A 13,075-nucleotide genomic window follows, 5' to 3' on the forward strand; every position below is an offset into this window, starting at 1 on the left:
CGAACCCGCACGCCTTTGCAGGCAAGGGATTTTAAGTAGTATGTCGCAACATGCTGTTTGTGTGTTTTATGTCACTTGATGTGTGTGCGCCACACCGCTTTGCGAAAAGCCGGTTAACATCACCTTTGATAAAATACTGGCAATCAGCGCCTAGTAAGTGATGCCGGCAAAGTAGACAAATCGTAGCACGTCGCGTTTGTGCTACTCCTTCTTCATCTTGAGATCGCCGCGGGGTCCGACGGGGACATATCCCGCGGCCTCCATGTCCTTACGCCGCTGCTCTACTTCTTGATGCATTTCGCCAAGCAACCGCGACTCCTCAGCGATCGCGGCGTTAATTGCTGCGAGAGCAATGGCATTGCGAGGAGATTTACCAATCTGTGCCGCGTCCATCTCCTCTCGCAAGAGGGCAATCAGGCTTCCAATGTGCAGGGCGAGTGCGCTGGCCGTCGCGTCTTCTGTTGGAGCCACCGGTGGCAGTGATCCAACCTTGCTTCGGTACTCGGTGATTATCGCGGGCACCCGGACTTCGGCTCCAATTGGGCGCTGCATCTCCGTAAGGCAACCCTCCAAGCAGTCGTTCATGACGGCGTTTGGATTCGATTCCAGCTCCTTGGCGACTCTGAGAAGTGCGGGAATACACTCGGCGCGAGCAGTGATACTGATGCGGTTTGAGACGGTAATACCTCGGGCTTTTTTGCGCGGCATAGTGAAGAGATGCTGCCCAGCATACAAAAGCACGTCAAGGCACAGTGAGGTGCGTAACGATCTAGCGCGACCACAGCCGAAATATTCCCGGAAGATCGCAGGGGTTCAATTAGTAACGACAGCATATAAAAACACACATTGACACACAAGTATGCTTGTTTACGCGTTGAGCCGATGAAAGATCAATCGCACGAGACAGCCGGTTCTATCCCACTGCTCCGCACGCTTGAGTCCGTCGCAACCCTGCTCGATACGCGCCCTTCGACGATTAGAAAGTGGGTTCGTGGCGGCGTGATCTCGGCGGTCAACATCTACGGTCGGAAATACGTCACGGCCGCCGCGCTCGAAGATTTTCTTTGTCGGGCCGGTAAGGGGGAGTTTCACAAGAAGCCTAGTGGCGGAAGAAAGGCCCGAGGCGAGAATGCTTCGCTTGTCACAGCATAGCCGGGGCGCTCTCGACGATGGTCTCAAACACTGTGGAGCGCCCAGAGTCGCGGCTTCTCATCGCGTGGAAGCGTGCAGGCGGTAGTGCCGATGACTTCGTCCGAATCGCCCCAGAAGGTCTCGACGACTACGAAGAGACGAAGCTGGCGCAAGGAGATGTGCATCTCGCGACAAGTCGCCGCTTCTGGGAACGGGCGAAGGCCCTCGTAAGCGCACGTGAGTTCGCGGCGTTCGTGGGGGAATTCGCAGAGGAAAGGATTTCCGCTGCGAATGTTGGACACGCCTACGTCGGCACAAAGATCAAAAATCCGACCGGGGCATGCATCGGACGCTTTCTGTCGCGGCTCGCAAAGGGAGAATTCCGTCTTGTTCGACCGCACTATGCCCCTGCGGTCATTTCCTCCGTTTCGGAAAAGGATCCGGATCAGACTCTCACGCCCTTCTCCTCCGCTCGCCGCGAAGCGCGAATCTTGCGACGCATCGACACGGCAGATCGGATCAAAACGAAAAGCTCGTTCGATGATTTCGTTACTACGGGCTCGCTTTGCTACCACAGCAGCCACCTCATCAGGGTTTCTCTGCCGCACCGCGATCCTGGCAGCGTCCCCTACTGGAGTCGACGAAATCGCGACGATGTTCTCGTGATAGTTCCCAGTCGGATAGCGACGCCCGACGGGATACAGAGCAGCGGCTATCCCTACGGAGTTATCCCGCGCCTGCTGTTAATCTACATCGTCACTGAGGTGCAGCGGACAGGTAGCCCGCGTGTGTGCCTCGGTGACAGCGTCTTTGCCTGCTTGAAGGCGCTTGGCCTGTCCAATGGCGCGGAAAATTACCGTGCTGCACGAACGCAGCTCACGAGTCTGTTTACTGCCAGCATCAGTTCTCAGAGGAGTTCTCAGAGGGCTTCCGCTCAAGGAGAATCCGATGATGAAGCAACGTTGAGCACGTTCGATTGGGTTGCTTGCCCGATCGCTTCCGAAGTTCACCTCTGGTGGCGCAGCCGCGCGAGAGCCGAAGATCTGCTCGGCGGATGGGTGGAGCTAACGGAGAAGTTCTTTCTTGAGATCAGAGATTCTGCTTTCCCCGTTGATCTCGACGCGATCCGGGAGCTTCGCCGCAGCACCCTTGCGCTCGATTTCTACGTCTGGGCCGCGACACGTGTGTGGTGGATACTAGAATACGGGCGCAAGGAGCTCATGGTCAAGTGGCCCGACCTGCACGAGCAATTCGGCGCTTCGTTTGCGCGCATCTCCGCGTTCCGCGGCAAATTTTCCGGCGCCATCGAAAACGCAGCCTGCTTTTGGCGAGGAGGGCTCAACTACGATCTCACGCCAGACGGATTGGTTCTCCGGCAGAGCCCGCTTCCGGTTCCTCGTAGGGGGCAGGCCATACGCCGATGATCACCTGCGGAAATCCGATCAAGAACGGCGGGACTTACCTGAGTCAGCATCTCGTAGCGAACGACTACTACGCGCCGGACGAGACGGTAAGTGGTCGCTGGATGGGAAAAGGTGCCGAATTGCTCGGGATTGTTGGTAACGCGATTGGTCCGAAAGACGCCGCATTCGAAGCGTTACGCACCAACCAGCATCCGGGCACGGACGAACCGCTCACCTCTCGGTCACAATCGAATAGGATCGCATTCTATGATTTCCAGTGCTCGGCGCCCAAAAGTGTCTCGATCCTCGCGGTCACGTTCGACGACGAGCGTTTACGCCGGGCTCACGACGAGGCGGTTGCAGTCGCGTTTCGGGAGTTGGAAGAATGGGCCGCTCGCCGCGAGCGTGCGGGTGATAAGGCGTGGCTCGATGAGGTGCGCTTTACCGGGAATCTTGTTGCTGCCGCTTTCACGCACGACGCGAGCCGTGAACTCGATGCCCAGCTACACACCCATCTTGTCTGCGCAAACGCGACCCACGATGCGAGCGACGGAAGATGGTATGCGCTCCAGAATCGGGAAATGTTTCGTGCGGTCAATCTGGCCGGTCGTGTGTATCAGAACGAATTGGCCGTCCGAGTGCAATCGTTGGGCTATCATATCGCTGAAGATCGCGAAAACGGTGTTCTGCGCGGATTCGAGATCGTCGGAGTAACTGCGGAGGACCGCGCCGCACAGTCAACCCGCCGGCGTCAGATCGAGGCCGAAATCGCGAAATTTGAAGCCGAATATGGGCGCGCGCCTACCACCGCGGAAACTCACGTAATTGCGACCTCCACGCGCGGTCGAAAGTTGACCGAAATTACGACGGCCGAAGTGAGGGCAATGCAGCGCGGCAAACATTCCGAACGCAGCACTCGCCGATTAGCTGCTCTCGTGAGCGATGCTCGCTCTCGGGGTCCGGTTAGGTCGATGCCTCCAGGCTCGGCAGCGGCGGCCGTGGAATGGGCTGGCGAGCATCTTTTCGAGCGGCACGCGGTCGCGACGGAAAAAGATCTGATCGTGGCTGCGCTGGAGCACTCGATGGGTCGAGTAGAAGTTGGAGCGTTGCGGCAGGCAGTCAGGGGAAAAGCAGAACTCGTGGCGATTGGCGGAAAGCGGGACCGTCAGGCGCCAACTGGCAGCCAGGCCATGACGACCAAAGCGAATCTCGCATACGAACAAGAGATAATCGCTCGCGTGCACGCACAGATGGGCACCTGCGCGCCACTCGCTCCAACTGAAAATCTATCTCCGGCGCTGGCGCTGGACCAAAGGGCGGCGCTCGAAACGATTTTGAACTCTCGGGACGGCGTTGTCGCGATGAGGGGGCCTGCTGGTGCTGGCAAGACGCGGACACTGACGGAATTCGATCGGGCGATTCGGGAGGCCGGCCTTGAGCCGGTTTATGTGACACCAACCAACAAGGCGAAAAACGTTCTGGCTGAAGAAGGGTTCGAGCGGCCTTGGAATGTGGCCCAGTTCCTTCAGAACCTGAAAACCGGGCGCGCGTCACTTAAGGGACGAGTCCTCGTCGTGGACGAGGCCGGCATGCTGTCAACGCAGCAAGGACACGCGCTGCTTGGACAAGCGGCCAAAGCGGGAGCGCGTGTGTTTCTGGTCGGCGACGAAAAACAACTCACAGCCGTCGAGGCCGGTGACTTCCTCGCGATTCTGAAGAAACATTCCAGGCTATTGATGCCAGAGCTAACGGAAATCCGGCGCCAGCACGATCCTGAATACCGCTCAGCTATGCAGGATATGAGCGACGGCCGAGTTGCTGATGGCCTCGCAAAGTTGGAGCGACAAGGGAGGGTGAAGGAAGGGAAAGGTGGTTATCTCGAAGCCGCCGCGCGTGCCTATACCGAACGGGCTGACGGTGGGTCCGCAATACTCGTCGCACCCACATGGTCCGAAATCGACAAACTTAACGAACGTGTGCGTGAGACGTTGGGTGCACGGGGCGAACTACAAGGGCCTGAGCGGAGATTCTGTGTTGTGGACACATTGAACCCTACGAGGGCAGAGAAGCGGCGGGCCTCAACTTACGAGCCGGGGATGGTTGTGCGCGCCACCACTCCCGTTACCGGCTTGAAACGCGGGACATGGTATGAGGTGAAGGGTGTGCGTGACGGGGAGATCCAGCTACGCGGTCACGACGCGATAGACCTCAAGAAAAGCGGCCACAAACTAGAGATCGGACGACGGATCGAAATCGGCGTTCGTGTCGGCGATCGTCTGTTGCTTCAAGGTAACGATCGCCGTCAGAACCTGACCAACGGCGATGTTGCGACGGTCACGAAATTCATGCCCGAGCAAATCCACGTTCAATTTCCACGGGGCGATAAGGTCGTAGATGCGATCATTCCCACATCTTCGTACCAGACCTTCTCGCATGGTTACGCCGTCACCGCTGAGAAAAGCCAGGGGGCAACTGTAGATCACGCGATCGTTGCCGGATCTGCCATCGACGCGCGGCGTCTCTACGTCGCTACATCTCGAGGACGGAAAACTGTTGAGGTTCACGTGCCAGAGAAGGGCGCTTTGGTCGCGAAGATCGGCAACGCGATCAGAGCGCGCCCGTCCGCGCTGGACTACGCGAACAATGCAATAAAACCGCCTCAACACATTCCGTCTGTCCCTGTCGTGCCCACGTGGCCAGCGCCGACTCCGGTTCAGCCGAATCCTTCGCAAAGGGTTCCGCCGGCAATAGCTCGTTTGGGGCAGATGCGCCGGCCGGCTGCCAGCCGGGCGTTCCTTCTTACCTTGCGCCACGTCGTTGCCCTCACCCGTTGCCGTGTAGCGATGGCGGCCGTGGCCACCCGGAGCACATTCGCTCGTTTGCCGGCATTTATTACCCGCAACCTTCCCGGCCGTGCGGCAAAGCCAGCGCCAGAAATGGCCAAGCAGCGATGATCCGAGACATCTATGGAAAATTCACATTCGCTTCCGATTTCATTCGATGACGACGGACGGCCAAGCTTGACCGTGACGTTGCTCAACGGCCAGCTTCACGGCTGGCCACTACATGTGCTGATCGGTTGGGCACATGAGCCGGCAAGTGCGCATGCCAATTCGCCCGACGGGAACCACTACGAGGTGCTGAGGGTTCGCGTCGGCGCCGAGACCCTCGTTCTCCAGGGCGAAGGGTTGTTACCAATTGCGGATTCCTTGAGCGCGGGCCATGGCGGTCGGCTGTATGAGCGTGGCGAGCGATACCGCGCCATACGAGCGGCGGGAGCGCCATTCATTGCCGTCGCGAAGATCGAATCAGGCGAACTGAGCATCGAGCCCGCAATCACATGAAGACCGATGGCTGCCTTTTGACAAACAAAGCTTGGCTTCAATTTCGGCGCGGAGGATAGGGCATCCGCAGGGATGCGACCTGATCGCCGCGCCGACCGCAGACCGCCGAAAGGTGGGAAGACCGACCCAGTTTGAAGGGTCGGTCTTTTTGCATTACATGGTCTCTGCCCGGCTCCCCAACCCCATAGCTACTTGGGTCAACTACACCCCCCCCCCTTTATGCCGCGGGGCCGACCGCGTGGTTCACGATTTCCATTTCTCGGCGGAATGCGGATCGAAGCGGTGGATATCGGGTGACACGTAGTTTGGTGGCTAGCGTAGTCTGGTGGCGCCGAACGCGTAGTTCGGTGGCAAACCTAGCGTAGTTTGGTGACAGCGGACACGTAGTTTGATAGCAAACTTAGCGTAGTTCGGTGGCTGCGTCTCCTCTGAAGTTGCCCCTCCTGTATAGCGATATAAAACCCATTATCCGATACCGGGGGCGAATGGGGAATGTTGATGGGCATTTTCCATTCTTTGGTGGCGGAAGCGTCCCTCGGATTTTGGTCAACGACATCCCGGGTTTGTTGGCAGAGCGAACTGTTTCGAGCGCAACCTTTGCGCGGCTTCGGCACTTGCACCCCGTGACGCATGGCCACGCGGCCTTGGTTGCGCTGAGTCACTGCGAACGCTTCGTGCGGTGATCCGGTGGTTAACGGGGGCGCTAACTACTGTAAAATAGCTACTTGGTAAGAGAAATTCGAATCGCTGGTGCAGCGGAGGACTTCGGTCAACTACACCCCCGAATTTTTGGCCAACCCGAATACGACCCTCGGTCAAATACAACCGATCGGGGCGGCGATCGCAGCGTAAATCAGTTGAATGCAACGGCTCGTGCGTTTTGGTTCAACTACACCCCTCGGTTTAGTTCGAACACGACCTCGGGTTTAGCACTCTGCCCGGCGCCAAAGGCTGCGGTCGGCAAGCACAGCTAGTTCAACTACGCCCCTTGTGGTTCGCGACTTCGGTCAACTACCTCCTTTCGACTTGGCCACGATTGCCGTGGCTGTGCGGAGTCGCCACGAAGGCACGGGCGCCGCGCTTCGCGCGGTGATATGAATATGTAGAGACGCAATATCCCTAAGCGCTGCGCGCTTTGGCAAAAGCAGGTTCATTTTTCACAGCTCAATCACAGCTTCCGGTGCAATTTTGTGATCTAGATGTGATGAAGGCGGCGCCAAATCGAGAATTTAGTTTCATATCTAGCCACTGATTAGGAAGAAAGGAAAGCACACATTAACACACATTGACACACAAAAGCGTGTAGTTCACGGTCGCCTGAGAAAAGCACTATGAGCAAATGCCTGCCGGAAAGCCGTATCGATCTCTCTTGGTTCCTTATGCTGCTGAAATCGCTGGCTTGCGCGCGACTACTCCGCCGACCACCTACCAGCGAATCGCTGAGCTGCTCGCCGAACGGCATGGGCTCAGAATCAGCTATAACGCGGTCTGGCATTTCGTTCGGGTGCGGTCGCGCGGCCGAAAGGTCTATGCCATCCAGCTTCCGGAAAATATTGCGCCGGAACGACGAAAATCAGCGCCACCGCACATCGTCGCCGAACTGGCTGCTCGGGTCGTCGACGTGGGTGCGATCGATGGGGCATCCGTAATTGGCAGCCACGGAAAAGTAATCCCTCACGCTCAATATGCGCCGGCTAAACCAGAAGATTTGTGATTCCCTTATCAGCGGCCCGAGGGGGTCTGAGGGGGCAGAGCCCCATTCCGAGCCGGAGGCGAAGACCAGTTCTGGGAAATTGGCGTCGGCTTTGGAGGCGCAATCATGAGTAAATATCGTGGTGTGCGGTGGCGCTCGATCGTGAGTGCGTGGCGCGAGAACACGGAAGGCGAGTGCGTTGAGGGCTATTCCGTCGAACGCGTCGTGTGCGTCGAGGTGGATGTTGCGCCTTTCGCCACGCAATGCGAGAGGGCGCGGCAGATGGCGCAGGCGGTGATGCAGTTGCTGTATCCCCAGTGCAATGCGTTCGACGCTAATAACACAGTCGATGAACAGGAGTCACCGGCGGAGGTTCTTGGTTTCGTGACTGGTTGGGCGAAAGGTCACGAGTGCTATGAGTCTGATCCGATAGTAGTTTTTCGGACTGCGAATAATCCTGCGGAGCATCGGGAGGCGGGGGCACTCACGTGGGAGCAGGTCCACGCGATGGACGCGGAGGAGAAGCAATGAGCATGGACGCGATGGACGTTGCCCGGCAGGCCACGGGGCATCCAAGCAAGGTCGAGACCGCCAAGGAAATCAGTGCGCTCGCTGATTGGAGCTGGCGATTCAGCAGCGGGCTGCTTTCCGGATTCCGGGGCACACTGCGGCGTTGGCACAAGCAGGGTAGAAGTGCCGAGGATATTGTGCGGCAGCTCCGTAGGCGGCACGGACTCGGAGTCGGTGTCGATCACATGCGCCGCTTCCTCGGTTCCCTTTGATTCTTCTTCAATCCTGATGAAAAACGAGAAAAGCGAACACCCCAAGAAAACGATCCTAGTTGTGTGCGGCGACAAAGGCGGCGTGGGAAAATCCGCGCTCGCGCGCGCACTGGCCGAATATCTTGAGCGCGAGAAAACGCCTCATCTCGCCTATGATGGTGACGACGCTAATCCGACATTCCTGCGATTCTTTCCCGAAGCGCAGCGCATCCACACGAAATCAGTCAAAGGATTCGAACCGTTGATTAACAACCTCGAATCAGAGACGCCGTGCCAACTTGCGGATCTTGGCGCTGGGACATCCATCATGCTGGCACAGTTCGCCGATCATTCCGGATTTGTTGATATTGCTAGGCAGATGGGCGCTCGCGTTGTTTTCGTGTTTGTTCTCGCACCCTCCGCAGATTCGATCGGGTTGCTCAAGATTCTCGCCGGCCAGTATGGTGATCGAGTCTCCTACGTGATCGCTCGTAGCGAAGCGATTCCGGGAACATGGTCGCTGTGGCAAGAAAGCAAGACACGAGCGCAGCTAACGTCTGAGTTGGGGGCGGTGGAACTCTCGATACCTGCGCTTGATGCTGAGACTTTCTCTCTCGCCGATAGGCACACCTTACGGTGGTCGGCTGCTACGCAGGACAAGCGTCTACCTCTCGCGTGTCGTTCGTATGTTCATCGGTGGGTGTCCAAGGTTTTTGCGGAATTCGACCGAGCGAAGAAGACGCTGCTTCCGAGCATATGAGTGATCGAAAACAGAGCTTGGCTCAGATCGTCGCACAGAGCATCGGCCCCGATGGCGTGCCTAATCGGGCGACGATTTACAATGCACTTCAAGTCACACCGGATGATCCGGTGACGCTCATCGTCGAGGCCGTGTTGGCCGCGGATGCTTCATTTATGCAGCTACAGATGGTTCAAGCTCAGCATCTCGCGAACTTACGCGACGAGTTTCAGGGTGGCAGTCGTGCGTTTGCTAGCGCGCTAGATAACCACGTTAGGCGGCTGGAGGCTGCCCAGAGCGAGGCTGCAATCTTGGTGGAGGCGATCTCTCGAGCGAAGGCGGAGGCTGAAGGCGAAGTTCAAGCAAAAGCTGAGGTCATTACCAATGCAGCTTCTGCTCTGTTTTCGAATATCCATCTATTCACGCAGGCGGCAGACAAATTCAACAATCACATTCGCGTTTTCTCGAATCGAGCGCTCTTCGCGGTTTTCGGCCTTGGCGCAAGCGCCGGGATTCTTGCAGCCGTCGCGGTGCTCACGTTCCGGGGTAGATAATGAAATCATTCACAGACATCCTGCGCGCCTTTGCTGGTGTTAATAGTAATACAGTGGCCCCGCCGTCACCAACTAGAAACCAGCAGCCGGCTGCCGATGGATGGCGAGACGATGAGCTGTTGATGAACTTTAACGGCGATCCGTGGTTGTTACGGGACGCGTGCGAGGGCGTGATAATATTTGGCGGGACAGGCAGCGGAAAAACATCAGGGAGTGGTCACAGTCTAGCTTATAGCTATCTCCAAGGCGCGTTTGGCGGGCTTGTATTGTGCGCCAAGCGCGACGAACCGGACACTTGGAAGCAATACGCGGAAGAAACCGGACGGTCCAAAGACGTTTTGTATTTCGGTCGTGATGCGACGCTTTCTTTCAACTTCGTGGACTACGAGGCGTATCGACCTGGAGAAGGCGCAGGACTGACCGAAAATCTGGTGAATCTCTTCGTGGAGGTGGCGGCAATTGGTGACGGCGAAGTGGTCGGCGGCAAGGGCGACGATCCGTTCTGGAATCGTTCGATGAAGTCGCTTATCAGAAACTGTGTCGAGCTGCTGCTGATGGCCAAACGGCCGCTGACACTTCACGCGATGTTCGACGTGATCCGTTCGGCGCCGGGAGACGCGGCGTCCGTTCGCTCCGCATCTTGGCAAGGAGCATCCGCCTGCTGGGCCTGCCTGCAGCAGGCCGAAGCGAACACCAACGGCACGTCGGCAGCAATCGATTTCAACGAGGTTAGAGGGTATTGGCTGCAACGATTCCCAGGCCTCGACCCTAGACCACGCGGCAGTGTCGTTGAAATGTTCGTCACGATGGCCGAGTCATTAATGAGAGGAAAGATGAGAGAGCTTTTCTGCTCCGGGACGACGATCATTCCAGAGCACATTTTGGCAGGCAAAATCGTCATCGTCGACTTGCCAGTAAAAGAATGGGGCGAGACCGGCCGTTACGCAGCCGTGCTATGGAAATACCTCTTACAAAAAGCCATCGAACGTCGTCGTGACAACGGTCACAAGAGGGGTCGCCCGGTGTTCATCTGGGCCGACGAGTGCCAATATTTTATCTCAAAATACGATCAGATTTACCAGACAACGGCGCGGAGTTCGCGGGCGTCTACTGTGTATCTTACTCAGAATTACAGCAACTTGATAGCCGCGATTGGAGGTGAGGTGAATGGGCGCGCGCGTGTCGATTCCCTGCTCGGTAACCTGAACACCAAGATTTTTCACGCGAACAGTGACAAAGAAACGAACCAGTGGGCTGCAGACCTGATCGGTAAGCGTCTGCACAATCGCCGTAATCTTAACAAGAACAACGGCCTCAATCTGGGGCACGATTCCGCGCTAAACATTGGGGCAAGCTCGGGCCACAGTGAGCAGATGGACTACGAAATCCAGCCAAGAGAATTCACCGCCCTGCGTAAAGGTGGGAGTGAGAATTCACTCATGGTAGATGCCTACCTCTTCCAGAACGGCCGAATCTGGACATCGACGCAAAGGACGTGGCAACGAGTGTATTTCAAGCAGTTCCCCTGATAATAGAGGCCCATATAGTAGCCATGAGCATCGATCTGTTCACAAAAATTGTCCGAGCCGTCGCTGTCGCGCTAGTTACATCGTACTTCTGCCTCATCGGCGTACTCACTCTGTTGCTTTCCTGATCTGAGGCTGCCGCGGGTTCGAGACTGAACCGGAGATTACTGAATCTCGGGGGTAGGCTCTGCCTTGCCCATTTCTGCCAGTTCAACAACAAACAATGAAAACATGTATTCGCAGCGCTGCTGCGCTGCTCTCTCCATTCGCACTTGGTGCGATTCTAGCGATTGGAGGCGTCGAACGCCTCCGGGCGCAATCAATCTATATCGTGCCGCCGTTGACGGACGTCACTATCACGGTGAGCACTGGTGGATGGACACAAAGCTTCCGAGGCGATGGCACGCCGCCGTGGACATCCGAGATCCACGTGTTTCAGAATGCTGAGTTGCGAGGAGCCATTCACCAGAGAGCACAAGAGCGTTCCATTGCAGTAGAGATGTTCGACAGCTCGCTGCACGGCACTATTAAAGTAGATAAAAAGTCCTCGCTTTGGTTGTATGAGAAGAGCTCGTGGCAGCTCACCGGATCATCGACTATTGGGACGCTGATGATTCATGGTAGCAGTCTCGTTGACCTAAACGACGGGCACTCGGAGCAGTATCACACGCTCACGGTTACGAATGGATTCGGCGACGGCGGAGTCATCGAAATGAATGTGAATGTTAGCCCGGCCAGCACAGCAGCCGACCAACTGGTTTTCGACGGCTCGAGTGTTGTCACCTACCGCACAACAATTCTCCGCATCGTAAATACGGGAGGGAGCGGCATCACGGATGAGTATGGTATCAAAGTGGTGGACTCACGTAATGGCGCTTCCGTGGGACCTGACGCCTTCGCCATCGATCGCAGCAGACCGGGTCTTTACGATTACTGGCTTACGACAGACTCAGGAGACTGGTTCCTCCATTCCGTCGAAGCCAACGATGTTCTCGTTGCTCCCACGCTGTCATCGCTGGCGCATGACTACGCGCGTGCACTCACTGTGGGAATCGATCAGCCAGTTGCGACCGACTGCGTCGCGCATGCAGGTCCCGGTTTCGCGATCGATCGCTCCGGCTGGATTCGGCTGATCGGCGAGACCGGCAATCGCACCCCGAGCCGGGGTTCGGCGTATGATTATTCGCTGGGTGGCGTCCAAGTTGGCACCGATCTTTGGTGCACCTACCGGCCGGGTGGCTTTGCAGACCGACTCGGCGTCTATGCCGTTGCAGGACGCGTGCAGGCTGACGTTCACGGTCGAAGTGGCTACGACGCAGGGACCGTGAACACGGACGCTTACACGGCGGGCATCCGTTGGACGCATCGATCGGGCAATCGCGGGTATGTTGACGTTCTCGCCCATGCCACTCGCTATCAGTTCGCTGCTGCCCCACGGGATCGGCCGGAGTTGGCGACCAATGGCTGGGGTATTGCTGGTTCTGTCCAAGGCGGGATGTGTCTGCTAGTCGGGGAGCATCGGCTTGATCTGTTGGCCCAGATCACCGCGCAACGCGTCACTCTCGACGCGGCAGGCGCTGATCCTATGCGAGCCGCCTTTGCAGGAAGCGAGAGTTTTGCCGGGCGCGTGGGCGCAAGAATCGTTCATCCCGCCCGGTCCGGAAAGCTATCGATCGGCCTACACGTTTGGAATGAATTCGCCGGGGACTCTCGCACGACAATGACCAGTGCAAACGAGCAAGCGGTGTTTCACTCTGACCTTGGCGGCGCGTGGGCGCAACTCGAAGTGGCCTGCAGTTTTCCGATCCACGACGCATTCACCCTCGGCGCTAACGTATCAGGAGACCGCGGTTTTTCAGGTGATCGCTGGGCGATCACTGGTCGGCTTCATGGCCGCTATTCCTGGTAACGAGTCGTAGCTCAA

11 protein-coding genes are annotated in these 13,075 nt (G+C 57.3%); 10 read left to right on the forward strand and 1 reads right to left on the reverse strand.

Annotated elements, in window-relative coordinates; genetic code table 11:
* Positions 1–201: 201 nt before the first annotated feature.
* A complete protein-coding gene (locus AC6RV7_RS19695; protein WP_500095912.1) occupies positions 202–708 on the reverse strand; it encodes a hypothetical protein in 507 nt (168 codons plus the stop codon).
* Positions 709–882: 174 nt separating this feature from the next.
* Here AC6RV7_RS19695 and AC6RV7_RS19700 point away from each other — a divergent pair, with 174 nt between their 5' ends.
* The 10 genes from AC6RV7_RS19700 (at position 883) to AC6RV7_RS19745 (ending at position 13,060) form a co-directional block, all read left to right on the forward strand.
* On the forward strand, positions 883–1,152 hold the full coding sequence (locus AC6RV7_RS19700) for a helix-turn-helix domain-containing protein (protein ID WP_500095913.1): 270 nt from the start codon (positions 883–885) through the stop codon (positions 1,150–1,152).
* Between the two features lie 17 nt (positions 1,153–1,169).
* Positions 1,170–2,555, forward strand: coding sequence for a replication protein RepA (locus AC6RV7_RS19705; protein WP_500095914.1), 1,386 nt, complete (start codon positions 1,170–1,172; stop codon positions 2,553–2,555).
* Positions 2,552–5,488: a MobF family relaxase gene (mobF, locus tag AC6RV7_RS19710; RefSeq protein WP_500095915.1), complete on the forward strand. Its 2,937-nt coding sequence runs from the start codon at positions 2,552–2,554 to the stop codon at positions 5,486–5,488. Before AC6RV7_RS19705 ends, mobF begins: the two co-directional genes overlap by 4 nt.
* Positions 5,489–5,560: 72 nt before the next feature.
* Positions 5,561–5,878, forward strand: a complete 318-nt coding sequence (locus AC6RV7_RS19715; RefSeq protein WP_500095916.1) for a hypothetical protein — start codon at positions 5,561–5,563, stop codon at positions 5,876–5,878.
* Positions 5,879–7,247: 1,369 nt separating this feature from the next.
* Complete coding sequence (locus tag AC6RV7_RS19720) at positions 7,248–7,592, forward strand: hypothetical protein (protein WP_500095917.1); 345 nt, start codon at positions 7,248–7,250, stop codon at positions 7,590–7,592.
* A gap of 105 nt (positions 7,593–7,697) precedes the next feature.
* The gene (locus AC6RV7_RS19725) at positions 7,698–8,102 is read left to right on the forward strand and encodes a hypothetical protein (RefSeq protein ID WP_500095918.1); all 405 of its coding nucleotides are present in this window, start codon (positions 7,698–7,700) and stop codon (positions 8,100–8,102) included.
* A 267-nt stretch (positions 8,103–8,369) separates the two neighbouring features.
* Positions 8,370–9,092 carry a P-loop NTPase family protein gene (locus AC6RV7_RS19730; protein ID WP_500095919.1) on the forward strand — a complete coding sequence of 241 codons (723 nt, stop codon included), beginning with the start codon at positions 8,370–8,372 and terminating at the stop codon, positions 9,090–9,092.
* Positions 9,089–9,625 carry a hypothetical protein gene (locus AC6RV7_RS19735; protein ID WP_500095920.1) on the forward strand — a complete coding sequence of 179 codons (537 nt, stop codon included), beginning with the start codon at positions 9,089–9,091 and terminating at the stop codon, positions 9,623–9,625. Before AC6RV7_RS19730 ends, AC6RV7_RS19735 begins: the two co-directional genes overlap by 4 nt.
* Positions 9,625–11,154: a type IV secretory system conjugative DNA transfer family protein gene (locus AC6RV7_RS19740; RefSeq protein WP_500095921.1), complete on the forward strand. Its 1,530-nt coding sequence runs from the start codon at positions 9,625–9,627 to the stop codon at positions 11,152–11,154. The genes AC6RV7_RS19735 and AC6RV7_RS19740 overlap by 1 nt, the downstream gene beginning before the upstream one ends.
* A gap of 220 nt (positions 11,155–11,374) precedes the next feature.
* Positions 11,375–13,060 (forward strand): autotransporter outer membrane beta-barrel domain-containing protein, encoded by a 1,686-nt coding sequence (locus AC6RV7_RS19745; protein WP_500095922.1) that lies wholly within the window; start codon positions 11,375–11,377, stop codon positions 13,058–13,060.
* Positions 13,061–13,075 lie beyond the last annotated feature (15 nt).

The sequence above is a fragment of the Opitutus sp. sgz309028 genome, assembly GCF_059821195.1.

Excerpts from the sequence above, each read along its gene's own strand:
- AC6RV7_RS19700 (WP_500095913.1), top strand. The coding sequence starts at position 883 with ATGAAAGATCAATCGCACGAGACAGCCGGTTCTATCCCACTGCTCCGC.
- mobF (WP_500095915.1), top strand. The coding sequence starts at position 2,552 with ATGATCACCTGCGGAAATCCGATCAAGAACGGCGGGACTTACCTGAGT.
- AC6RV7_RS19730 (WP_500095919.1), top strand. The coding sequence starts at position 8,370 with ATGAAAAACGAGAAAAGCGAACACCCCAAGAAAACGATCCTAGTTGTG.
- AC6RV7_RS19745 (WP_500095922.1), top strand. The coding sequence starts at position 11,375 with ATGAAAACATGTATTCGCAGCGCTGCTGCGCTGCTCTCTCCATTCGCA.
- AC6RV7_RS19705 (WP_500095914.1), top strand. The coding sequence starts at position 1,170 with ATGGTCTCAAACACTGTGGAGCGCCCAGAGTCGCGGCTTCTCATCGCG.
- AC6RV7_RS19735 (WP_500095920.1), top strand. The coding sequence starts at position 9,089 with ATGAGTGATCGAAAACAGAGCTTGGCTCAGATCGTCGCACAGAGCATC.
- AC6RV7_RS19725 (WP_500095918.1), top strand. The coding sequence starts at position 7,698 with ATGAGTAAATATCGTGGTGTGCGGTGGCGCTCGATCGTGAGTGCGTGG.
- AC6RV7_RS19740 (WP_500095921.1), top strand. The coding sequence starts at position 9,625 with ATGAAATCATTCACAGACATCCTGCGCGCCTTTGCTGGTGTTAATAGT.
- AC6RV7_RS19695 (WP_500095912.1), bottom strand. The coding sequence starts at position 708 with ATGCCGCGCAAAAAAGCCCGAGGTATTACCGTCTCAAACCGCATCAGT.